Consider the following 23,821-nt stretch of genomic DNA (forward strand, 5'->3'; position numbering starts at 1 on the left):
AACAGAGTTATCCACAGCTTATTCCTGCTTCAGCCGGGCTTATAACGATCAAGGATGATCCCATGTCACTGCCTGCCCAGGCTCCGGTTTCCCCCGCGGAACTGGAAGCCCGTCTACGTTTGCATCGCTTGCCGGACCTCGGTCCGAAGCGTTTTCAGTTGCTGCTCGAAGCCTTCGGTTCGGCCTCCAAGGCCATCAGCGCGCCGGCCAGTGCCTGGCGTGCGTTGGGCCTGCCGGCGGGCGCGGCCGAGGCCCGGCGCAACGCCGAAGTGCGTGATGGTGCCAGCCGTGCATTGGCCTGGCTGGAGCGCCCGGGCCAGCATTTACTGATGTGGGACCAGCCGGACTACCCGCCATTGCTGAGTGAAATCGCCGATGCGCCGCCGCTGCTGTTTGTCGCCGGCGATCCAAGGATTCTGGAAAAACCGCAGTTGGCGGTGGTCGGCAGCCGTCGCGCTTCGAGGCCAGGAATGGACACCGCCACGGCCTTTTCCCGCAGCCTGGCCGCGGCCGGTTTTGTCATCACCAGCGGCTTGGCGCTGGGGATCGATGGTGCGGCGCACCAGGCCGCGCTGGAGGTCGGCGGGCAGACCGTCGGCGTGCTGGGCACTGGCCTGGAAAAATTTTATCCACAGCGCAACCGGCGCCTGGCCGAGGCGATGATCGCCCAGGGCAGCGCGGTGGTTTCCGAGTTCCCGCTGGAGACTGGCCCCCACGCCAGCCACTTTCCCCGGCGCAACCGGATCATCAGCGGCCTGTCCCTTGGCGTATTGGTGGTGGAGGCCAGCGTCGCCAGTGGTTCGCTGATCACCGCCCGGCTCGCCGCCGAGCAAGGCCGCGAGGTGTATGCGATACCCGGGTCGATCCATCATCCCGGGGCCCGGGGCTGTCATCAACTGATTCGCGATGGCGCGGTACTGGTGGAAACCATCGAACATATCCTCGAAGCCCTGCGTGGCTGGCAACGGTTGCCGTTATCCACAGCCCCGCCAACGGCCGCGCCCGCTCATCCGTTGCTGGCGCTGTTGCACGCCGCGCCGCAGACCCGCGAGGGCCTGGTCGAGGCCAGTGGCTGGAGCCTGTCCAGGGTGCTGGCGGCACTCACCGAACTGGAGCTGGAGGGCCATGCGGTATGCGAAGCCGGCTGCTGGTATGCCCGGGCAAAAGGCTAGGCTTTATAGGCAGGATCGGTAAACTGCGCACAGCCTTAATCCGGAGAGTCAGCAATGGTCAGCAGTTGGCGTGTGCAACAAGCCGCACGAGAAATTCGCGCAGGGGCGGTGATTGCCTACCCAACCGAAGCAGTCTGGGGGTTGGGGTGCGACCCGTGGAACGAAGAGGCGGTGGATCGGTTGTTGGCCATCAAGTCGCGCTCCGTGGACAAGGGCCTGATCCTGATCGCCGACAACATCCGCCAGTTCGATTTTCTCTTCGAGGACTTCCCCCAGGAATGGCTCGATCGCATGGCCAGTACCTGGCCGGGGCCGAACACCTGGCTGGTGCCCCATCAGAACCTGTTGCCGGAATGGGTCACCGGGGTCCATGACACCGTGGCCTTGCGGGTCAGCGATCATCCGCTGGTGCGCGAGTTGTGCGCGTTGGTGGGGCCGCTGATTTCCACCTCGGCCAATCCCCAGGGTCGCCCGGCCGCCCGCACGCGGATTCGCATTGAGCAGTATTTCCGTGGGCAACTGGACATGGTCCTGGGCGGCAGCCTGGGTGGGCGCAAGAACCCGAGCCTGATCCGCGACCTGGTGACCGGCAAGATCGTGCGTCCGGCCTGACAGCGCGTCATCCTTTATCGCGGGCAAGTCGGATCGCCGCCCGCCCGCGATGCATTTCAAGGCAACAGAATGGTCGACCCCGTGGTGCGGCGCGCCGCCAGTTCGGCCTGCGCCTTCGCCGCTTCCGCCAGTGGATAACGCTGGCCGATCTCGATCTTCAGCTTGCCGCTGGTAATCATGCCGAACAGATCGTCGGCCATGGCTTGCAGGTTTTCGGCGTTGTTGGCGTAGGTGCCCAGGGTCGGACGGGTGACGTACAGCGAGCCCTTGGCCGCCAGGATCCCCAGGTTGACCCCCTCCACCGCGCCCGAGGCGTTGCCGAAGCTGACCATCAGGCCCCGTGGCTGCAGGCAGTCCAGCGAGGTCAGCCAGGTATCCTTGCCCACGCCGTCATAGACCACCGGGCATTTTTTGCCGTTGGTCAGCTCCAGCACGCGCTTGGCCACGTCTTCATGGCTGTAGTCGATGGTTTCCCAGGCGCCGAGGGATTTCGCCAGCGCGGCTTTTTCCGGTGAGCTGACGGTACCGATCAGTTTCACGCCCAGGGCCTTGGCCCACTGGCAGGCGAGCAGCCCGACACCGCCGGCAGCCGCGTGGAACAGCACGGTTTCGCCGTCCTTGAGCTCGTAGGTCTGGCGCAGCAGGTACTGCACGGTCAGGCCCTTGAGCATCCCCCCGGCCGCCTGTTCGAAGCTGATGCTGTCCGGCAGGCGCACCAGATTGTCCGCGGGCAGTACATGCAGCTCGCTGTAGGCGCCCAGCGGGCCGCTGCCATAGGCCACGCGATCGCCGACCTTGAAGCGGGTCACGGCGCTGCCCACCGCCTCGACCACCCCGGCCCCTTCGGCGCCCAGGCCCGATGGCAAGGCCGGTGGCACGTAGAGACCGCTGCGGTAGTAGGTGTCGATGAAGTTCAGGCCGATGGCCCTGTTGCTCACGCGGACCTGTTGCGGGCCCGGTTCTGCGGGTTGGTAATCCACATACTCGAGTACTTCCGGGCCGCCATGGGCCCGGAACTGGATACGTTTGGCCATCTGCAATCTCTCCTCGGTCGTGTCGCGAAAGTGCCTTATCGGACTCCTATGCTTGACCGCCGTCAACTGCGACCGGCCCCCACGCAGTGTTATGCTACGCGCCCATTTGCGCAGGCCCCTGCTGTATCCCTGGCGCCGCGTAGCTTTGCCCGATTCAAGGTGATGCCATGACTACCCGCACCGAGGCCGTAAAAGCCTACCTGCTCGACCTGCAAGACCGTATTTGCGCTGCCCTGGAAGCCGAAGACGGCGGTACGCGCTTCGTCGAAGATGCCTGGACCCGCCCGGCCGGCGGTGGCGGGCGCACCCGGGTGATTGCCAACGGTACGGTGATCGAGAAAGGCGGCGTCAACTTTTCCCACGTGTTCGGCAGCGGCCTGCCGCCCTCGGCCAGCGCCCACCGGCCCGAACTGGCCGGCCGCGGCTTCGAGGCGCTGGGCGTGTCGCTGGTGATCCACCCGCACAACCCCCATGTGCCGACTTCCCACGCCAACGTACGGTTCTTCATCGCCGAAAAAGCAGGCGAAGAGCCGGTCTGGTGGTTCGGCGGCGGTTTCGACCTGACCCCCTACTACGCCAACATCGATGACTGCGTGCACTGGCACCGCGTCGCCGAAAAGGCCTGCGCGCCGTTTGGCCCGGACGTCTACCCGCGCTACAAGGCCTGGTGCGACAGCTACTTCCACATCAAGCATCGCAACGAACCGCGCGGTATCGGCGGCCTGTTCTTCGACGACCTCAACGAGTGGGACTTCGACACCAGCTTCGCCTTCATGCGCGCCATCGGCGACGCCTACCTCGAGGCCTACCTGCCGATCGTCCAACGCCGCAAGGCCTTGGCTTATACCGAGAAGCAGCGCGAGTTCCAGGAATACCGTCGCGGTCGCTATGTCGAGTTCAACCTGGTCTACGATCGCGGCACCTTGTTCGGCCTGCAATCGGGCGGGCGTACCGAGTCGATCCTCATGTCCCTGCCGCCGCAGGTGCGCTGGGGCTACGACTGGAAAGCCGAACCGGGCAGCGAAGAAGCGCGCCTGACCGAATATTTCCTGCAGGACCGCGACTGGCTGGCGGGTTCTGCGTAAAGCGTTGCAGCCGGCTGGCCGGCGCTGGACGATAATGGAACAGAACAGCGCTCCTGTCGCCAGCCAACTGGCTCCTTACAGGGATGTGCATGAGGGTGTTATTGGATGGATCAGTACGTCGTTTTTGGTAACCCGATCGGCCACAGCAAGTCGCCGCTGATTCATCGGCTGTTCGCCGAGCAGACGGCGCAGCGGTTGGTCTACACCACCCTGCTGGCGCCCCTCGACGATTTCGCCGGCTGTGCCCGCGCCTTCTTCGTGGACGGACGTGGCGCCAATGTCACGGTGCCGTTCAAGGAAGACGCCTACCGCCTGGCCGACAGCCTGACCGCCCGCGCCCAGCGCGCCGGCGCGGTGAACACCTTGAGCAAACTCGCCGATGGCAGCCTGCTGGGCGACAACACCGACGGCGCCGGCCTGGTGCGCGACCTGACGGTCAACGCCGGCTTCAGCCTCAAGGGCAAGCGCATTCTGCTGCTGGGGGCCGGTGGCGCGGTGCGCGGTGCGCTGGAGCCGCTGCTGGCGGAGCAGCCGGCGTCGGTGATCATCGCCAACCGCACGGTGGAAAAGGCCGAGCTGCTGGCTGAGCTGTTCAGCGACCTGGGGCCGGTGTCGGCCAGTGGTTTCGACTGGTTGCGCGAGCCGGTTGACCTGATCGTCAACGCCACCTCGGCCAGCCTCACCGGCGACGTGCCACCGATCGCCGCCAGCCTGATCGAGCCGGGCAAGACGGTGTGCTACGACATGATGTATGGCAAGGAGCCGACCGCCTTCTGTCGCTGGGCCAGCCAATACGGTGCGGCGATTTCCATGGATGGCCTGGGCATGCTCGCCGAACAGGCGGCGGAAGCCTTCTTCCTGTGGCGCGGCGTGCGCCCGGACACCGCGCCAGTGCTGGCGGAGCTACGGCGCCAGCTGGCGCTCTGACCTCGTGCCTCTTTCTCTGTTGTAGGAGCGAGCTTGCTCGCGATGAACGTCAACGATGATGCGCAGTGGCTGACATACCACCGCTTCGCGGCGATCGCGAGCAAGCTCGCTTGTATGTCCTAAGGTAGGCCTGTCGGGGTGGAGGGCCAATGAATGAGTGATCAATCCTCAAACCGGATCGGGCACCGTTCCGCGCCTTCGAGCTTGTGTAATTCTTCGATCACCGAGGCGCGCGCGCGGCGCAGGGTCAGGCTGCGGTTCTGCCGCAGCAGGCGGCGGGCTTCCTGGTGCAGCATGGCCACCCCGGAATAGTCGATGAAGTTGATCTGCCGGGCGTCGATCACCAGGCGCGGCGCATGGCAGCGCTGCATGCGCACTTGCAGGTAATGGCTGGCGCCGAAAAAGATCGAGCCGCCGACCCGCAGAATGTCCTCGTCGCCTTCGCGCCCATGCTGCACGCGCGGTTGCGAGGTGCGCTTGAGGTAGAAGAACAGCGACGCCAGGACCCCGGCATAGATCGCCGTCTGCAACTCCAGGAGCAAGGTGGCGACACAGGTCAGGCTCATCACCGCGAACTCGGCGCGGCTGACCCGGAACAGCGCGCGAATGCCGCGATGGTCCACCAGCCCCCAGCAGATCAGCAGGATGCTCCCGGCCATGGCCGGGATCGGGATATGGGCGATCAGCGCCGCGCCGGTCACGGCGAACAGGGCCACCCATAGCGCCGAGAACACTCCCGCCAGGGGCGAACAGGCGCCGGCTTCGTAGCTCAGGCCGGAGCGGGTAAAGGAGCCGGACGACAGATAGCCGGAGAAGAACGCGCCAACGATGTTCGACAGGCCTTGGGCGCGGACTTCCTGGTTGGCATCGAGCAGTTGCTCGGAGCGCGCCGACAGCGAGCGGGCGATCGACAGGCTGGTCACCAGCCCCAGCATGCCCACCGCCACGGCGCTGGGCAGCAGGCGCAGGATCATGTCCAGGTCCAGCGGCAGCGGGCTGAACGGCGGCAGCCGGCCGGTAAAGGTGCTGACCAGCTTCACCTGGCCGAACAGCGCCGGCCACAGCCACACCGCCAGAGCGCTGAGGATCAGGCTGATCAGCAACGAGGGCCAGCGCGGCACCAGCAGTTTCAGGGCCAGGCCGACGATCAGCGTGCCCAGGCCAAGAATCAGCGAGGGTTTATCCACGGCATCGAGATGGGCGAACAGCGAGGTCAGGCTGTTCAGCGCTATGGCCTCGCTCGGCAAGTCCAGGCCCAGCAGGTTGGGCAACTGCCCCAGGGCGATCACCACCGCGGCGCCGAGGGTGAAGCCGAGTACCACCGAGTGGGACACGAAATTCACCAGTGCGCCGAAGCGCAGCAACCCCAATAGCCACTGGAACACGCCAGCGAGCAGGGTCAGCAGCAGGATCAGGGTGATGTAGTCCTGGGATGCCGGCACCGCCAGGGGGCTGACGCTGGCGTAGAGGACGATGGAGATCGCCGCGGTCGGGCCACAGATCAGGTGCCAGGAAGAACCCCAGAGGCAGGCGATCAACACCGGGACGACGGCGGCATACAAGCCGTATTCCGGCGGCAGGCCGGCGATCAGGGCATAGGCGATGGATTGCGGCAGGGCGAGGATGGCGCCGCTCAGGCCCACCAGCAGGTCGCGCCCGACGCTGGCGCGGGTCTGCCGGGGCAGCCAGCTCAGGAAGGGCAAGAGTGAATGGCGATTGGGCCAGGCCATGGGTCCTCGCGGGTGGGATGTGGCGAAAGGCGTCAGGGTGGAGTGTCAGTTGACGTGGTGCAAGGGGTGAGATCTTTTCGCGAGCAAGCTCGCTCCTACATGGATCATTCAATTCTCTGTAGGAGCGAGCTTGCTCGCGATAGGGCCGGGCCTGCCTATAGCCGGGCCTGCACCGCCGGCAGCGCATCCTTGCCATCGAGGGTCTTCACCCCGTCCAGCCACTTGTCCAGCACTGCCGGGTTGGCCTTGATCCAGGCCCTGGCCGCATCCAGGTTGCTGACCTTCTTGCTGACCACTTCGGCCATGATGCTGTTTTCCATGTCCTGGGTGAAGCTCAGGTTGCCCAGCAGCTTGCCGACGTTCGGGCAGGCCTGTGCATAACCCTTGCGGGTCAGGGTGTAGACGCTGCCGGTGTCGCCGAAGTACTTCTCGCCACCCTTGAGGTAGCGCATTTTCAACTGCACGTTCATCGGGTGCGGGGTCCAGCCGAGGAAGGTGACGAACTTCTGCCTTTTCACCGCCCGCGAGACTTCGGCGAGCATCGCTTGTTCGCTGGACTCGATCAGCTTCCACTGGCCGAGGTCGAAGTCGTTCTTCTTGATCATCTCCTGCAACGACAGGTTGGCCGGGGCCCCGGAACCGATGCCGTAGAGCTTCTTGTCGACTTCTTTTGGGTGTAGCTCGGCGTATTTGTTCAGATCGGCAAAGTCATGCACGCCGGCGTCCCAGACGTAATCCGGCACCGCCAGGGTGAACTCGGTGCCGTCCAGATTCTTCGCCAGCTGGGTGACATCGCCATTGGCCACGAACTTGTCGTAGAAGCCCTGCTGCGCCGGCATCCAGTTGCCCAGGAACACATCCACCTGGCCGTCCTTGAGCCCGCCGAAGGTGATCGGCACCGCCAGGGTATCGATCTTGGCCTTGTAGCCCATGCCGTCCAGCAGGAAAGCGGTGATGGCATTGGTGGCGGCGATGTCGCTCCAGCCCGGGTCGGCCATCTTCACCGTCTCGCACCCCTGTTCGGCCCAAGCCAGGGCCGGGATCGAAGCACTGCCCAGCGCCAGAAGCGCGGCCGTCACTGCTGTGGATAACCTATGCATGCTCTTCCCCTTACGTTATTGGTTTTGGCAGGGTTGTGGATAACGAGCCTTGCGCTCCAGATCGTCGAGGTCGATGTGGTTGCGCATGTATTGCTGGCTGGCGTCGACCAGTGGCTGGTGGTCCCAGCTCTTCAGCTTGCCCAGGCTCAAGGCGCCTGCGACGAAGCGGCGGCGGCGCTGGCTGGCGAGTACCTGTTGGTGAATGGCCGGGATATCCCATCTGGCCCGGGCTTCACGGAGAAAATCATCGAATAGCGGGCGATGTTGCGGCGATTGGCTGAGTTCTTCCTGCTCACGCGGGTCGTTGGCCACATCGAACAGCAGGCACGGATCGTCTTCGCTGTAGATGAACTTGTAGCGGCCGCGGCGAATCATCATCAGCGGGCTGATGGTGCCTTCGGCCATGTATTCGCCGAAGACTTCGTCATGCCCGCCCTGCCCTTGCAGGTGCGGCACCAGGGAACGGCCATCCAGCGCCAGGCCCGCTTGCAGTTGGCCACCGGCCAGTTCCACCAGGGTCGGCAGCAGGTCGGCGGTGGAGACCGCCTGGCCCACCCGGCCGGCAGCGAACTGCCCCGGCGCGCTGACCAGCAGCGGCACCCGCGCAGCCATTTCGAACCAGTGCATTTTGTACCAGAGGCCGCGCTCGCCGAGCATGTCGCCATGGTCGCCGGAAAAGACAATGATGGTGTCGTCGATCAGCCCGGTTTCCTCCAGGGTTTCCAGGAGTTTGCCGACGTTGCTGTCGATATAGCTGCACGCGCCGAAATAGGCACGCCGCGCGTCGCGAATCTTATCCACAGGCAGCGGCTTGTCCCACAGGTCGTAGACCTTGAGCAGGCGCCGGGAATGCGGGTCGAGCGCGTCCTGGGCCGGGGTCTGCGGCAGCGGAATATCTTCGTCGCGGTACAGGTCCCAGAAGGCCTTGGGAATGGTGTACGGGTCGTGCGGGTGGGTCATCGATACGGTCAGGCAGAACGGCTGGTCGCCGTCTTCGCGAACGTGATCGAACAGGTACTGGCGGGCCTTGAACACCACCTCTTCATCGAAATCCAGCTGGTTGGTGCGCACGCATGGCCCGGCCTGCAGCACCGAGGACATGTTGTGGTACCAACTGGGGCGCACGTCCGGCTCGTCCCAGTTCACCGCCCAGCCATAGTCGGCCGGGTAGATATCGCTGGTCAGGCGTTCTTCGTAACCGTGCAACTGGTCCGGGCCGCAGAAATGCATCTTGCCCGACAGCGCGGTGCGATAGCCCAGGCGGCGCAGGTAGTGGGCGTAGGTCGGGACGTCGGCGGGGAAGTCGGCGGCGTTGTCATAGGCGCCGATCTTGCTCGGCAACTGGCCGCTGACCAGGGTGAAACGCGAGGGCGCGCACAGCGGGCTGTTGCAGTAGGCGGCGTCGAACACCACACCCTGGGCGGCGAGGCGGCTCAGGTGCGGCAGCTTGATGGGCGATGGACCGTAGAACGGCAACATTGGCGCGGCCATCTGATCGGCCATGATGAAAAGAATGTGCTTGCGCTTCATGTATTCGCGGCATTCCATAGTGGGCAGTTATGCGAAAGTGCTGCGATCGAGCATGTAACCCGCGGCTTTTGCGGTAAAGCCCATGTACGGCAATGACTAGGATAAGCACAGCTAATGTATGAAGCGCTTGGCGACCTGTCCCTGGACCTGTTCCGCGTATTCGAGGCGGCGGCACGCCAGCGCAGCTTTACCGCCGCGGCGGTGGAACTGGGGACCACCCAACCGGCCATCAGCCAGCAGATCAAGCGGCTGGAGGAACAGCTCGGCACCCGGCTGTTCGACCGCATCTACCGTGGCATCGAACTGACCGAGGCCGGCAGCCGGTTGTTCGAACAGGTGCAGGCCGGCTTGCAGAGCATCGACAGCGGCCTGAGCGCCATCACCGCCCAGCATCAGCACGAGGTGCTGCAGGTGGCCACCGACTTTGCTTTTGCCGCCTACTGGCTGATGCCGCGGCTGCACCGCTTCCACGCCGCCAATCCGCAGGTGGATGTGAGCCTGGTCACCAGCGAGCGCAGCCACAACATGCTGCGTACCGATATCGACGTGGCGGTGCTGTTTGGCGATGGCCGTTTCAAGCAGGGGGAAAGCCACTGGCTGTTCAATGAAGAGGTGTTTCCGGTGTGCAGCCCGCTGCTGCTCAAGGAGCGGCCGCTACCGCTGGGCGCCCAGTCGCTGCTGGAGTTTCCGCTGCTGCACCTGAAGGGCGAAAACAGCAGCCACTGGTTCGACTGGAGCGGCGTGTTCCGCGAGTTGGGAATCGCCACCCCGCCGACACCCGGGCAACTGCGTTTCGACAACTACACCCTGCTGATCCAGGCAGCGATCGGTGGCCAGGGCGTGGGCATTGGCTGGCGCCACCTTGTGGATAACTTGTTGGCGCAAGGTCTGTTGTGCCGGCCGATCAGCGAAACGCTGATCTCCCGCTACGGCTATTACGTGGTCCTGCCCCAGCGCAAACGCCGCGGGCCGCTGATCCAGCGGTTTTTCGACTGGCTGATGGCCGAGCAGGCCGACAGCGCGCAATCCCTGACCGGGCTGGGCCTGCCTTCGATTGCGGTCTAGGATCTGCTGGATATGGGATCTGTCATGCAACGTATCAAGGGTTACCACGACATTTGCTTCGACGTGAGCACTATCGACTAAGTGCGTAAGCTCTGCGAAGAGGCGGCGCAGCACCTCTCACTGCAAATGGGTCGCGTGCTAGAACGTCCGGTAGATGCGCTCTGGACTGTTGTCAGTTGGCGTTCGATTTTGAGCACATCGGCGTGGTCTTGCCGTGGTTGGTACTCAATCGCAACGGGCTGGTGGTGTTCCTGTATTCGAATATCGGTGATGACCTTAAGGACCATGCCGAGTAGGCGATCCGGGTGGAGGGCGTTCCGCCCGCTGAAGTTGTCGGCTTTTTGATCGGCAACTTCCATGGCGCTGGCTAACCTCATAACACTACACAGAGGGAGGTTAGTTAGAAAATATGCTGCAATTGCAGGGTTGGTCTGGTAGTATTTCAGGTTTATTTTATTAGTATAAGTGATTTCGCAGGGGCCTGAATAATCATATGTTTGGCATGTTAAAACGCTTGGCTTTGCCGTTTTTGGCTGCATCAACTATTTTTTTGTGGGTACCTGTTTATGCACTTTATTTGTCGCGTGCGGATATCAACTTTAGTATAAGCGGATTCTTCGTTTTTTCCATAATTATTACCGGCGTTGCCGGACTTGTTTTTTTGATTTTTTCCCTTGTATTAGAGTCTCTCAGATTTCGCTGGCTTGCATCCGGAATTTTATATTTCATCGTGTTTTGGGTATCGCTGGCTGGGTTCTTGCTGCCTTTGGCCGGTCGGGCGGGTATGCAGTCCCCTGAAGAGTTGCCCGCAAATGTATTGAACCTGATATTGGTAGGTATTATTTCGCTGGTATTGACCTTGCTGGTTTGTACAAAGCTAAGTTCTGCTGTCAAAGTTTTTCTGTCGGTATTACTTGTCTCCTCTGTTGGGCCTGCTGCTTTCAAGTTGTATAACTTTGGTTCAACCATGGCACGCTTTTCTGAGCTGTCGGCCACCGATAACGTGGTAGTACTTAGTTTTGACGGGATACCGGGCGTTGTTGCTAAGCAGGTGCTTGAGGATAACCCGCAACTGAAAGCCGCGCTCAAGGACTTTGTCTTTTATGACAACACGGTTTCCCTAGCTCCGGCGACCACGGCATCGCTTCGTTCGGAGCTTTACGGCAACATTGATTTTCGGCAACTGGCGGACTTGACGGTTGACCTGGACCAGAAGCTTTCAAACAAGGCCAACTCAATCGCACGCGAACAGAATGCATCTTCCAATGTGATGACTTATGGTGCGTACAGCTATTTCAATGACGTGCCGTCGGACACTATTGTTCCTGGTACGCTGGTGGAAAGTAGTAATGAAGAAAAAGCCGGTACCGCCCTCAATTTCTATCCTCATATAGCGGCACGCATTGGCACTCCTGTGCTCGCCGGTTGGGTGGGAAAAGGGCTTCGTGATATTCAGGAGCGATACCTGAAGTATCCCAAAGCGGAAAGGCTGTTGTCCCATAAAGGTTCCGTATGGGATGCTGCAAGCACCCTGCAAAGTGATGAGTTAGTTGCCTTGACCCAGGTGTTGCATATTACCAATGCTTCGCGCGTTGTTCGGTTCATGCACTTCCTACACACTCACTTTCCGGTTGATTTTGATGAGAAGTGTAACTATCGGAGCGACAGCGCTGACTGGTTCAATAAAAATCAGAACTACGATGGGTTAATCAGCGAAACGACTTGTGCACTGCAACAGGCAGTAGACTACGTTAATAGGCTGAAAGAGCTTGATGTCTACGATAAGACATTACTCGTGGTTAAAAGCGATCATGGTGCGCCTGTTAGTTATTTTGATAGCGCTCCCGAGGGCGATAAAATTAACGGCCATAAGCTCTGGGGCTACAACCGCTACCGACCGATGCTGATGGTCAAGCCGCGCGTCAGCGATAACCCCGAGCTTATTTACAACAATGAGTTGGTGAGTTTGAGTGACTTGGCCAAGACACTCTGCATCCAGGCGCCAGCGGGCCCGGCCTGTGACGAGTACTCTGGTATCAACCTGCTGAACCCTGCTGCTGAGGACAGTGACCCGCAGCTCTATATGGATATGGTCAAAGGCCCGGAATCCTCATTTGAATACGACACTCAAATGACGGTCGTGGTGCCCAGGACGAAGGACTTCATAAAGGCGCTTGAGAGCACCGGGAAAATTGCTTTGAAAGAACCGGTCTATGAGGCTCTGTATCAACAGCGTGTGCGTGACCTGACCGAAATTCGCAAGGCCTTGGAAAAATATCGCAAGGCACACAACGGTGCTTATCCAGTGAGCGATGGATTTGATGGCCTGCATACCGTTTGGGGCCGCTCCGCCAACGACTGGATTCGTGGCCTCGCACCGACCTATATCCATGCGCTGCCGCAGGATCCTCTGATCAGTAAAGACGGCGCCCCGCAGTACCTCTATCGATCGGACGGCGCGTATTACAAGCTGATCGCTCATGGCTCTGCGGACTCTTGTCAGGTCGCGATGAAAGTCGCACCAAAGTTGGTGGATCCGATGCGTCAATGTTGGGCATTCGGGTATTGGAGCTCGGAAGCTCAGAATTGGTAGGTGCCTATGTCAAGTGCATTGATGAGTTGGATGTTTCCTGCGGCCAAGCAAGGGTGAGAAAGTATTCATGCAATCAGTAGTAATTTTTCTCGGGGCAGGCAAACCTTTCCAAGGTGATGAACACGCAGCGTTGCGTAGTGCTACGGATCATGCGCGAGTGATTGACTGGCTGCTTCACGCTACGGCCTCACGCATGACCGATGTGCACTTTGTCGGTGGCTACAAGATCGACTCGGTCAAGCAGCGCTATCCGGATTTCAACTACTGGATTAATGCCGATTGGCAGGTCACTCAATCGGCCTACTCGTTCTTGCAGGTTGATCTTCGCGACAAGACTGGGAGCTTGGTTTCCTATTCCGACATCCTATTTCGCCGCAGCCTGGTGGAAGCCATGGAGGGGGTACAGGCCGATGTCTGCGTAGCGGTGGATAGCCAATGGCGCACTCGGTATGCTGGACGTACGCGTTTGGACCTGCAGCGTTGCGAAAAGGTCTGTCTGTACGAGGAGTCGATCACTCGTCTGGGAGCGGATATTCCATCCAGCCTCGCATCTGCCGAATTCGTTGGCTGTGTTCATTTCGGCCCGCGCGCCGTTAAGTATTTGCAAACATTCAAGGTTGATCTGCAGCAGCGTTTCCAGAAAGGCCATCTTTCTGATCTTGTCGAAGCTTTGCGCTGTCAGGGGATGAGTGTGCAGGCAGTGGATGTACAAGGGGACTGGGCCGAGCTCAACGAGCCGCAGGATCTTGTCCACTTTGTCCTGGGTACGAAGGCACAAACCCTCAGGCGTTTGCGGCGTATGGTCCGGCTAAGCCGGATCGAGGATCAGGTGAGTTTTACTGTCAAAGAGTGGCACGATATCCCAGACTCATTGATCGATACGATTCAGCAAAGTTTCCCCGAGCAGCGACTAGTGATTCGTAGCAGCGCGCTGTCCGAGGACGGCTTTGTCAATTCCAACGCTGGCGCCTATGTCAGCTTGCTGAATGTCGATGGGCGTGACGTATTGTATTTGCGCGAGGCGATCGAGCAGGTCATCTCGTCCTATGGCGACACCAATCCAGACAATCAGGTGCTGGTCCAGCCGATGCTAGAGAAAGTGCTCGCCAGCGGTGTCGTATTTACTCGCAGCCTCAGCAGCGGTGCCCCGTATTACATCGTTAATTATGATGATATCAGTGGTAGTACCGAGTCGATTACCAGCGGCTCCAGCCATGATCACAAGACATTGATGATCCGGCGTGATGCCCATGCGCAGACCGCCAACATTCCCCAGATCATGCAGGGTTTGCTCCCTGCCTTGAGAGAAGTGGAGTCGCTGCTGGGTTATGACTCGCTGGATGTGGAGTTTGCAATCACCGCAGACGCGGGGTTGCATATCCTACAAGTGCGTCCGATTGCCGTTGACCATTCAAAATGGGATGGCAGTGATGCTGACATCCTCCAGCTTTTGGACGGTGCTCATGAGCATTTCAATCAGCAGCAACAGGCATCGCCGTTTGTCGTGGGCCAGCGTGCACTCTTTGGAGTGATGCCGGACTGGAACCCCGCTGAAATCATAGGCACCAAGCCGACACCGTTGTCGGTCACCCTCTATCGTCACCTGATCATGGACGAAACCTGGGCTACCCAGCGCGCCGAATATGGCTATCGGGACGTGCGTCCTCAGCCACTACTGGTGACCTTTGCGGGCCATCCTTACGTCGACATCCGCGCCAGTTTCAATTCCTTCATGCCCAAGGCGCTTGACGACGCGCTGGCCGGCCGTCTGGTGGACTTCTGTCTGGCCTGGCTGGAGCGCAATCCGCACCTGCACGACAAGGTCGAGTTTGACGTAGTGCCGACGTGTTTTGCCCTCGATTTCGAGCGCTGGCGCCAACGCCTGATCGTCGAAGGCAACTTCTCTGAGCAGGAAGTCGAGTCACTACAAGATGCCTTACGTGAAATCACGATGAATGCGATTGCGCGCAACAGTGGCGACCTGGCAGTGATTGATAGGCTGGAGCAGCGCTTCGAACGTCTTGCTCAGGCAGACATGGCTCCGCTGGATAAGGTCTGGATGCTATTGCACGATTGCCGCCGCTACGGTGCCTTACCGTTTGCTCACCTGGCCCGCAGTGCATTTGTTGCTGTCACGCTATTGCGCTCAGCGGTCAGCACCGGAGTGCTGAGTGACGCTGAGATGGATGACTTCCTCGGTTCCATTCGAACCGTTAGCCATCGGCTGACGCACGATGCCCACAGCTGTTTCAGTGGCGATATGGCCTGGGAGGAGTTCGTTGAGCGTTATGGGCATCTGCGCCCCGGTACGTATGACATCAGCTCGTTAAGCTATCGAGCGGATCCTGAGCGGTACCTTAAGCCAATCGTCGACAGTGCAGCGTTGCAGCTATCGTCGACGATGATAGCCACGGGGCAGCTCTGGCATGCTGCTCGCGAACGATTCGTCGGCGCTTTGACCGAACATGGAATTGTTTGTGGGGCTGAGCCATTGGAACTTTTCCTGCGGGAGGCTATTGAAGGGCGCGAATACGCCAAGTTCGCCTTTACCCGCAACCTTTCCCTGGCACTCGATGTGCTAGTGGATTGGTCCGAGCCACTGGGCGTGTCACGGGATGATTTGGCCTATATAGATATTGAAACCCTCATGGCTCTACGCAATAAACCCTTGGGCGACGCCGATATCAGCGCGAAACTGCTCGATGAGGCGCGCAAGGGTAGGAGTCTGCACGAGCTGGCTCAAGTGGTCGAGTTGCCGCCCTTGTTATGCAAGGCCGACGACTTTAACGCCTTTCTCCACCCGACGACCCAGCCCAACTTTGTTGGTACCTCCGTGGTGCGAGGGGCCTGTGTCGATCTGAGCGAGGGTAAGAGTGGGCAGAACCTTGCAGGTAAAATAGCGTTGATTCCTCAAGCAGATCCGGGTTACGACTGGCTGTTCGGGCGACAGATTGCGGGCTTGATCACCATGTATGGAGGCGCTAATTCTCACATGGCGATCCGTGCCGCAGAGTTTGGCTTGCCGGCGGCACTAGGTGTCGGCGAAACACGATATCGGACGTTGGCAGCAGCGCAAGTCCTGGAGCTGAACGCCGGTAACCGAATGATCCGGGTTATTCGCTGATGCGCATCGCGATCACGCAACGGGTCGAGCAAGTTCCGGGGTACGCTGAACGCAGAGATTGCCTGGACCAACGGTGGTCGGTCCTTATGGAAGGTTTGGGGATTGATTTGGTACCGGTACCCAACGGCTTGTCGTCCCCTGGGGGCTGGCTGGCGCGTCAAGAGGTCGCCGGCTTGATACTGAGTGGTGGCAACGACCTTGCCCATCTGCCCAATGCCAGTAACTGTGCACCAGAGCGAGACCTGACCGAGGCCGTCCTGCTCCGCCATGCACAAAAAACCGCTATGCCGGTGCTCGGCGTTTGCCGTGGTATGCAGGTGCTGAATCACTTTCTCGGTGGCGGGTTGGTGCCAGTGGCCGGGCATGCGAACTGCATCCATGCGGTTCACACCGAGGGCGAGTTGTTCGCGGAGTACCGTGAGGTCAACAGTTATCACAACTGGGGTCTCAACCCCGACAATCTGGCAGCCAATTTGCTTGCCCGAGTCTGGGCTAATGATGGATCGGTCGAAGCGTTCCTCCACCAGCAGCTTCCTTGGATGGCCATCATGTGGCACCCGGAGCGGCCTTCCAATAATGGCATTCACGATGTCAGGCTTATTCGCCATTTTTTTTCAGGCAAGGACATACCATGCGCGTCATTATCCTAGCGGCAGGCCAGGGCTCCCGTTTGCGTCCCTTCACGGACGATCGACCAAAGTGCCTGGTCGAACTACACGGACGTCCGCTGTTGCACCGCCAACTGGAAGTGCTGCAGGCATCAGGCCTGGCGGATATCGCGTTGGTGGGCGGCTATCGTGCCGACTGCCTCGTGGACCAAGGTGTTGAGGTGCTGCTCAACTCTCGCTTTGCCGAAACCAACATGGTCTCCACGCTGTTCTGTGCGCAAGAATGGATGGTTGACGGTGAAGACCTGTTGATCGCTTATGGCGATATCATTTATGAACCATCGGTGCTGGAAAGCCTGCTCAATACTGATGCTCCGCTGGCGATCTCCATCGACAGGCAGTGGCGCCGCTTCTGGAGCATCCGCATGGACGACCCATTGTCCGATGCTGAGACCTTGAAGCTCGACAACGAAGACTGCATCACCGAGCTGGGGAAAAAGCCCGTCGACTACAGCGAAGTCCAAGGCCAGTACATGGGCTTGATCAAAGTTCGAGGCGACCATGTAGCCGCGTTCAAAGATGCGTGGCACGCAATGGACCGTACGCTTGTGCGCGACGGCAAAGACTTCGATAACATGTACATGACCACCTTCTTGCAGCACCTCATTGATACGCAGTGGGCGGCTCGCGCGGCATTCACCGATAACGGCTGGCTTGAAGTGGATACCGTGGATGATTTGAATCAGTACCATGAGATGCTGAAAAGCGGACAGCTGGATTCTTTCATTCGGCTTAGGGACTGAGCATGTTTACCGCATTACGCAAGATGCTCAGGGAATGGAAAGGCTTGCAGGCGTTCAAGCGCGTTCCTCGTGATGAACGCAAGGTCGTGTTCTATTCGGAAGGCCGGGGCTACTGGTCATACTTTGAGCCTGTCTTCAACGCGCTGCAGGCTGAATATGGTGTGCCGGTACTGTACCTGACGTCGGCTGAAGATGATCCACTGTTGGATACCCCACCTGTGGGGATGCGCTCGTTTTACGTTGGTGAGGGCAGTGTACGCACATTGCTTTTTGCCACGCTGGATGTCGATGTGCTGCTGATGACCATGCCGGACCTGCAGACCTTTCATATCAAGCGTTCGCCTTTTTCCGTGCATTACGCGTACCTGCATCATTCGATTGTCAGTAGCCACATGATCTATCGCGCTGCCGCATTCGATCATTTTGACTCGATCTTGTGCGTAGGCCCGCACCATGTCGCGGAAACGCGGGCACGTGAGTGGGCGTTGGGCTTGCCGGCCAAAGTGTTGGTCGAGCACGGGTATGGACGGTTGGACACTATCATGGCGAACGGCAATCCGGGGCCACTTGTGCGAGATGTCCCTGCCGTTCAGGTGCTGGTAGCGCCGACCTGGGGTGAGAATGGTTTACTGGAGCGCCATGGCCTGGACGCGATCAAACCCCTCATTGATGCCGGGTTGCGGGTCATTCTGCGACCGCATCCACGCACCCGTAAACTGGCACCCGCTGTACTCGATCAGATTGCCGAATATTACCGTGACGAACCACGCTTTAGTCTGGACGAAAATGGTGATGGCAGCGCCTCATTACTGAGTTCGGACATTATGCTAAGTGACTGGTCGGGCGCGGCGTTGGAGTTTGCATTGGGGCTTGAGCGCCCGGTGGTATTTGCAGATGTTCCTCGTAAAGTACTGAATCCCGACTATTCCACACTCGGTCTTGAACCGATTGAGGTTCAGGTTCGCGAGCAGCTTGGCGTGGTGGTTCCAACGGAAAAGTTGACCGAGTTGGGAGATATTGTGCAGGCAATTGTAACTGACTCGAAAAGGTGGCAAACGGTGCTGCGCGACGCACGTCAGCGCTGGATTTACAACGTAGGGCAAAGCGGTGATACAGCGGCTGCCTATCTGGTTTCCTTGATCAAGTGATGGGGTTCAATTGTATGAAACAGTATAAATTTTCAGTAGTGGCCTTGATGTGTCTGGTGCTGTTGCCAATCAATGCGTTCGCGTACCTGGATCCAGGCACCGGCAGTGCAATGCTGCAAGGTATACTTGGCGCGCTGGCGGCAATCGCCATGGTCCTGAAACTATACTGGCATCGCCTCTTGCGTTTGCTTGGGTTGCGTAAAGACGTCATAAAAAAAGAAGCTGAGTCCGACAAGAAGTAAGCCTGTCGAGGTTCAAGTCCCAGTCTGTTATATGGAAAACCGTACGACGGGCTGACGTCATTACTATTATTCGTTCTCCTGCTTAGCGGGTGCCGAACGCTGCCGAAAATAGATGCTTATACCCATTCCAAAGAACGTCCATCAGTGCAAGTGGCTCGCTTGGCTGCTGCTTTTTATCCCGCTGGCAGGCGCCGCTGACCCGAAATTCGTCACACTCACTAACTCAAGTTTGCAGCTTGAGTTTAATTTGTCGACAGGCGCTGTCAGCCATTGGTTCTTGCCCCAATTGCATGGCGCTGAGGGCAAGAATCAGGATATGGCCGCACCTAAGGGCCAACTTTTTCTGCTGAGCGGGGCCCTGGCGGGCAGGGACCTGCGAGAGTGGGAACAACAAGCTGGCGGCTGGAAAGTCCTAGAGCAGCGGCCCGATGTAGTGGTGCTTGGCCTGGAGGGCGACGATGTGCCCTTCTCCCTCAAGAAAACCTGGCATTTACTGGACCATGACTGGCGCGCTGACTTCACCCTGGATCTGGACTTCAAAGACCTTAAGCGCACGTCACAAGACCATCTTGAGTTGGCTGTCGGGCCGGGTATTGGCGAGACGCCTGCCGTTGGGCTGGGCATGGGACAGAGCATTTACTCCTATACGGAGCTGGCCTATCACGGCCCTGAAGGCGTGAAGACGCTTCGCCTGAATAATGCGGATATGCCGGAGGGGTATGACTCACAACAGGCGGGTCAGTGGGACTGGGTCGGCCTGCAAAGTCGCTACCTGGCGTTAATCCTGGCCCCGGCCAACGATCTAGCCCAAGGCTCCCCTTGGCGGGCAGTCACGCCCGAGGGCAATGCGGAGCATGTGGCGTTTGACACGTCAGTGAATATAGCCCTGCCTGTCGCCGATACCGGCAAGGGGCAAATCCAAGCCTATGTTTGGCATGTGTTCAGTGGTGGTAAAGCGTACACAGCACTGACGGCCCAGGCCCCGGACTTGAATGGCCTGCTGTTTTCTGGCCTGTGGAACTGGATGCGCGCACTGAGCCTGGGGATCATGCATGTGCTGCATTTTATCCAGCAACTGGTAGGCAGTTGGGGTATCGCGATCATTCTGTTAGCCGTGCTGGTGCGCGTGCTGGTGTATCCGATCGCGAGGAACGCGATCTCGGCACAGAAAAAGTTTGCCGCTATTCAGGCCCGGATTCAGCCCGAGTTGCAGGCGATCCGTAAGAACTACAAGGGCGGTGAGCAAAGCGAAAGAATCCTGCAGATTTATGAAAGTCATAATGTGAGTCCGCTGGCAGGCTTGAAGCCGCTGCTGATTGTTCTGGTTCAAGTGCCGATCTTCGTCTCGCTTTACCATTTGCTCGGACAGACGTTTGAACTGCGGGATGCCTCTTTCCTGTGGATGAACACTCTCGCTGAACCGGACCAGTTATTTGCGCTGGGCATGGATTTGCCTCTCTTTGGTGCCTACTTCAACTTGCTGCCGGTGCTGATGGCCTTGACCACATTGTTGAGTATCAAGCTCAATCCGACGCCTGTATCGGACGGAAAATCAGGGCATCGCCAAGCTGCGATGTCCGGCCTGATGGGGCTCGGTTTTTTCTTGCTTTTCTACTCGTTTCCTTCGGGGATGGTGCTGTACTGGACCGTGGCCAACATTCTACAAGTGGTGCACCAAAAATTAGCGAAGGTTGGGTAACCCCATGATGATCGAACGCTACATCAGCAATTACCTACCGTCGTCGACAGCACCTCTCAAGCAAGGCACTTACTTTGACACTGCTGCTCGGTTGGCCCTCTGCGCCCAAACTAGCCCATGGCATGATCAGGAATATCAAGCACTGGCATTCCTTTCCAAGCGTGTGGAGATTTCCCGGGGGCTGTACGAGAGTTACCTTGAAAGTGGCGCACGGGCTTCCAGCGATCGATTGCCTTCGCCGTGGGTGACGCTGGCACTAGTGCTACTGTTCAAGGATTTCATGCGTTTGTCTGCCTGCGCGGATAATAACAGCGCGGTCAAAAGGCTCAACGCTGTGCTCAAGCTGGCGGACTTCCTGAGCGGTGAAAAGGTGGTTCTGGAAGCAGAGCTTCTGGAGTTCATACACGTCACGGCCGAGGCATACCTTCGTGGTCTTACGCCTGCAGAGGTGATGGCCGCTGAGTCCCTTGTAACGCCAATGCCGGGCCTGGCCGATCCTGTACTGCGCGTCACGGTGTTGTTCTGGGAAGGCCCTATCGCACGAGCATACTTGGCGACCCTGAAAAGCATGGGCCTGCGTGCAGAGAAAATCATCCACCTGGTGTCAAAAAATAACCTGGTGACAAAGAAGCCGGTCGGTCGCTTTTTACCGGGCTTCATGAGGCTGGTGTACGCACAGTCGCATCAGAAAAACAGCATCCACCACTGGTCCGGTGTACTGCAGAAAACCGAGGCGTCCTTGTTTCAAGGCATAAAAGGCAGCGTTGAACGTGATCTAGGTTTTTCTCCATCAGCAATCGATGACGCATTGGCGCTGGCTGATTTGAGTACCTATTCGTCTGACGTTGAGACTTTGATGATTGACGACCTGGCGGATGAAGCGCTACATCGGCGACTGAGTGGGCTGCCGCCAACACAAATTCTGTTCACCGGCGGCGGCATTGTTCCCAAGAGATTGCTCGAGATTCAGTCGCTCAAATTCATCCACATCCACCCAGGCTACCTACCGGATGTCCGTGGTGCAGACTGTGCCTTGTGGTCGCACCTCATGAAGGGGAGGGCTTCAGCGACCTGTTTTTACATGGCGCCTGGTATTGATGACGGAGACGTTATTTTTGCGGCTTACCTGCCCTCTCTGAGTATCGGGACCGAGGGCTCCGGGGCGCCAGTGAAGTCACTTTACAGAGCGACCTATGCCTTTCTCGATCCATGGATCCGTGCCAGCGTGCTTCGCAGGGCTGTGGCGCTAACCCAGGGTTTTACCTGTGTCGAGGCTCTCCCGCAGGAGGAGTCGGCCAGTGTCACGTACCACTTCATGCATGAAAAAATTCAGCAAGTTGCTTTCTCAAGATTGTTTGCCAGCAATCACCAATGATCTGGCAACTGTGTTGGCTGCCTGCTTCCTCCGATAGATCGCAGCGTTTGCGCCCGCTGATATTTGCGAGCGAGGGCGTATGGCGGCGAGCAGCCACTGGTTCGACTGGAGCGGCGTGTTCCGCGAGTTGGGAATCGCCACCCCGCCGACACCCGGGCAACTGCGTTTCGACAACTACACCCTGCTGATCCAGGCAGCGATCGGTGGCCAGGGCGTGGGCATTGGCTGGCGCCACCTTGTGGATAACTTGTTGGCGCAAGGTCTGTTGTGCCGGCCGATCAGCGAAACGCTGATCTCCCGCTACGGCTATTACGTGGTCCTGCCCCAGCGCAAACGCCGCGGGCCGCTGATCCAGCGGTTTTTCGACTGGCTGATGGCCGAGCAGGCCGACAGCGCGCAATCGCTCAAGGGATTGTCGCTGCCCTCGATTGCCTTGTAGGCGAGGCCTTGAACAGGTACTGCAGGGACAGGGCGCCATTGCCGAGGCACATCAGCGACACCGAGACCACTGCCAGGAAGGCCAGGTATTCCCAGCCACCGCCCGGGCTGGTGTAGATCCAGCCATGGGCACCGTGGACGAAGGCAATGGCGCCCAGCAGCATCGGCAGCAGGGCCAGGGCGACCCAGCGCACAGCGATGCCCAGGACCAACAGCAAGCCGCCCGCCAGTTCCGCGCCCACCGCCGGGTAGGTCATCCATTCGGGCATGCCGGTGGCGCCGAACAGCCTGAGGGTGCCCGGCCAGCCCAGGACCAGGATCTTGAACAGCGCATGGGCGATGTACATGGCGCCCAGGGCCAGGCGCAGCAACAGGGCGGCCCATTGTTCCGCAGATGAGTGCGGTGAACCGAGCGAGCGGGCAGGCATATGACGAGTCCTTGTGTTGTGGGTCGAGGGTGTTGCCGGGGTGGGCAGTCAGACGATCGACACCGAGGTGCCGACCAGCAGCAGGACACCGACATGGCAGTTGCTGCGAAACAGGTTGTTGCAGGGCTCCGGGTTATCCGGATGGAACTGGTCGAGCTGGTAAGCCAGGGACAGGGCGACCGGCAGCAGCAGGATGAAGTACCCGGGATTGACGCCGGCCAGCACCCCGGCCGTGCACCAGCACAGCAGGGTCATGGCGTAGAACCCGCCGATCCAGGCCTTGCCCCGGTCGGCGAACAGCGTCGCGGTGGAACGCAGGCCCATCTTCAGGTCGTCTGCACGGTCGCTGTAGGCATAGAGGGTGTCATAGCCCAGCTGCCAGAACAGGCAGCCGAGCCACAGCGCCAGCGCGCTGGGTTGCAGGCGGCCGGTGGTTTCCACACTGGCCATGAGCACTCCCCAATTGAACACCGCGCCGAGAAACGCCTGGGGCCAGTGGGTGAAGCGCTTGAGCAGCGGATAGAGCAGAGTCAGGGGCACGCAGCACAGCGCCAGCAGCACTGTCAGCGGTTGCAGGAACAGCAGCAATACCGCCGCCAGCAGCAACTGTACGACCAGGCAGGTCAGCGCTTGCCCCAGGCCCAGTGAACCGTTGGCCAAGGGACGCTCGCGGGTGCGGTTGACCTGGGCGTCGAAGCGCCGGTCGAAGATGTCGTTGATGCTGCAGCCGGCGCTGCGCATGAGCAGCGCGCCCAGCGAGAACACCAGCACCTCTGTGGCTTGCGGCACGCGGCCGGCGGACAGCAGCAGCGAAGCCAGGGCCGGCAGTAGAGTCAGCCAGGTGCCGATGGGCCGGTCCAGGCGCATCAGGCGGGCGTAGGCTTGCCAGGGGCCGGGCAGCCGGGCCGAGACCCAGTCGTGGGCGCGGATGTCATTCAGGTCGGCAGTCGCGCGCGGTGGCTGCGACGGATTGTTGGGGCTTGCAGGCATGTGCGGTCCCTGGCCTTGATCATCGTTTCGAACGCTAGCCGCGAGGTTATCCCCAGCAGGGTGACGACACTCATGAACCTGGCGTTCGGTGAATTTCGGGCAAGCCGCTGCCGTGATC

At 59.7% G+C, this 23,821-nt stretch carries 19 protein-coding genes and 2 pseudogenes; 15 read left to right on the top strand and 6 right to left on the bottom strand.

Going from position 1 to position 23,821, the window contains the following annotated elements; genetic code table 11:
- Positions 1–62 precede the first annotated feature (62 nt).
- Together dprA and tsaC are read left to right on the top strand one after the other, a co-directional pair.
- On the top strand, positions 63–1,172 hold the full coding sequence (dprA, locus tag IF690_RS01155; RefSeq protein WP_202698510.1) for a DNA-processing protein DprA: 1,110 nt from the start codon (positions 63–65) through the stop codon (positions 1,170–1,172).
- A 54-nt stretch (positions 1,173–1,226) separates the two neighbouring features.
- Complete coding sequence (tsaC, locus tag IF690_RS01160; protein WP_202698511.1) at positions 1,227–1,784, top strand: L-threonylcarbamoyladenylate synthase type 1 TsaC; 558 nt, start codon at positions 1,227–1,229, stop codon at positions 1,782–1,784.
- 56 nt (positions 1,785–1,840) lie between these two features.
- Here tsaC and IF690_RS01165 read toward each other — a convergent pair whose 3' ends face one another.
- The gene (locus IF690_RS01165) at positions 1,841–2,818 is read right to left on the bottom strand and encodes an NADPH:quinone reductase (protein WP_202698512.1); all 978 of its coding nucleotides are present in this window, start codon (positions 2,816–2,818) and stop codon (positions 1,841–1,843) included.
- 167 nt (positions 2,819–2,985) lie between these two features.
- On the opposite strand from IF690_RS01165, the gene hemF reads away from it, so the two are divergent.
- Positions 2,986–3,903 (top strand): oxygen-dependent coproporphyrinogen oxidase, encoded by a 918-nt coding sequence (hemF, locus tag IF690_RS01170; RefSeq protein WP_202698513.1) that lies wholly within the window; start codon positions 2,986–2,988, stop codon positions 3,901–3,903.
- A 105-nt stretch (positions 3,904–4,008) separates the two neighbouring features.
- Positions 4,009–4,830 carry a shikimate dehydrogenase gene (gene aroE / locus IF690_RS01175; protein ID WP_023967671.1) on the top strand — a complete coding sequence of 274 codons (822 nt, stop codon included), beginning with the start codon at positions 4,009–4,011 and terminating at the stop codon, positions 4,828–4,830.
- A gap of 161 nt (positions 4,831–4,991) precedes the next feature.
- Here aroE and IF690_RS01180 read toward each other — a convergent pair whose 3' ends face one another.
- From IF690_RS01180 to betC, 3 genes are all read right to left on the bottom strand, one after another.
- Positions 4,992–6,560, bottom strand: coding sequence for a SulP family inorganic anion transporter (locus tag IF690_RS01180; RefSeq protein ID WP_202698514.1), 1,569 nt, complete (start codon positions 6,558–6,560; stop codon positions 4,992–4,994).
- A gap of 155 nt (positions 6,561–6,715) precedes the next feature.
- On the bottom strand, positions 6,716–7,660 hold the full coding sequence (gene choX, locus IF690_RS01185) for a choline ABC transporter substrate-binding protein (RefSeq protein WP_202698515.1): 945 nt from the start codon (positions 7,658–7,660) through the stop codon (positions 6,716–6,718).
- Between the two features lie 15 nt (positions 7,661–7,675).
- On the bottom strand, positions 7,676–9,190 hold the full coding sequence (betC, locus tag IF690_RS01190) for a choline-sulfatase (protein ID WP_202698516.1): 1,515 nt from the start codon (positions 9,188–9,190) through the stop codon (positions 7,676–7,678).
- Positions 9,191–9,304: 114 nt separating this feature from the next.
- Here betC and IF690_RS01195 point away from each other — a divergent pair, with 114 nt between their 5' ends.
- From IF690_RS01195 to IF690_RS01245, 11 genes and pseudogenes are all read left to right on the top strand, one after another.
- Positions 9,305–10,255 (top strand): choline sulfate utilization transcriptional regulator, encoded by a 951-nt coding sequence (locus IF690_RS01195; protein WP_202698517.1) that lies wholly within the window; start codon positions 9,305–9,307, stop codon positions 10,253–10,255.
- Positions 10,256–10,336: 81 nt separating this feature from the next.
- Positions 10,337–10,551 (top strand): annotated as a pseudogene (locus IF690_RS01200) (DOPA 4,5-dioxygenase family protein).
- A 197-nt stretch (positions 10,552–10,748) separates the two neighbouring features.
- Positions 10,749–12,848: a sulfatase-like hydrolase/transferase gene (locus IF690_RS01205; protein WP_202698518.1), complete on the top strand. Its 2,100-nt coding sequence runs from the start codon at positions 10,749–10,751 to the stop codon at positions 12,846–12,848.
- Positions 12,849–12,915: 67 nt separating this feature from the next.
- Entirely contained in the window at positions 12,916–15,972 is a 3,057-nt protein-coding gene (locus tag IF690_RS01210) for a PEP/pyruvate-binding domain-containing protein (protein ID WP_202698519.1), read from the top strand.
- A complete protein-coding gene (locus IF690_RS01215; protein ID WP_202698520.1) occupies positions 15,972–16,622 on the top strand; it encodes a gamma-glutamyl-gamma-aminobutyrate hydrolase family protein in 651 nt (216 codons plus the stop codon). The genes IF690_RS01210 and IF690_RS01215 overlap by 1 nt, the downstream gene beginning before the upstream one ends.
- Positions 16,604–17,383, top strand: coding sequence for a phosphocholine cytidylyltransferase family protein (locus IF690_RS01220; protein ID WP_202698521.1), 780 nt, complete (start codon positions 16,604–16,606; stop codon positions 17,381–17,383). The genes IF690_RS01215 and IF690_RS01220 overlap by 19 nt, the downstream gene beginning before the upstream one ends.
- A 2-nt stretch (positions 17,384–17,385) precedes the next feature.
- Positions 17,386–18,531 carry a CDP-glycerol glycerophosphotransferase family protein gene (locus IF690_RS01225; RefSeq protein WP_202698522.1) on the top strand — a complete coding sequence of 382 codons (1,146 nt, stop codon included), beginning with the start codon at positions 17,386–17,388 and terminating at the stop codon, positions 18,529–18,531.
- 14 nt (positions 18,532–18,545) lie between these two features.
- Positions 18,546–18,773 (top strand): hypothetical protein, encoded by a 228-nt coding sequence (locus IF690_RS01230; RefSeq protein WP_202698523.1) that lies wholly within the window; start codon positions 18,546–18,548, stop codon positions 18,771–18,773.
- Positions 18,774–18,885: 112 nt separating this feature from the next.
- Positions 18,886–20,472: a membrane protein insertase YidC gene (gene yidC, locus IF690_RS01235; RefSeq protein ID WP_202698524.1), complete on the top strand. Its 1,587-nt coding sequence runs from the start codon at positions 18,886–18,888 to the stop codon at positions 20,470–20,472.
- Positions 20,473–20,476: 4 nt separating this feature from the next.
- Entirely contained in the window at positions 20,477–21,847 is a 1,371-nt protein-coding gene (locus IF690_RS01240) for a formyl transferase (protein WP_202698525.1), read from the top strand.
- A gap of 88 nt (positions 21,848–21,935) precedes the next feature.
- A pseudogene (locus IF690_RS01245) lies at positions 21,936–22,286 on the top strand (LysR substrate-binding domain-containing protein); the annotation flags it as partial.
- Here the strand turns inward: IF690_RS01245 and IF690_RS01250 are convergent.
- Together IF690_RS01250 and ubiA are read right to left on the bottom strand one after the other, a co-directional pair.
- Positions 22,252–22,713, bottom strand: coding sequence for a DoxX family protein (locus IF690_RS01250; protein WP_202698526.1), 462 nt, complete (start codon positions 22,711–22,713; stop codon positions 22,252–22,254). The pseudogene IF690_RS01245 and the gene IF690_RS01250 sit on opposite strands and share 35 nt — an antisense overlap.
- 48 nt (positions 22,714–22,761) lie before the next feature.
- Positions 22,762–23,703, bottom strand: coding sequence for a 4-hydroxybenzoate octaprenyltransferase (gene ubiA, locus IF690_RS01255; RefSeq protein ID WP_202698527.1), 942 nt, complete (start codon positions 23,701–23,703; stop codon positions 22,762–22,764).
- Positions 23,704–23,821: the final 118 nt, after the last annotated feature.

The sequence above is a fragment of the Pseudomonas sp. SK3(2021) genome (genome assembly GCF_016772375.1).
GTDB lineage: Bacteria > Pseudomonadota > Gammaproteobacteria > Pseudomonadales > Pseudomonadaceae > Aquipseudomonas > Aquipseudomonas chlororaphis_I.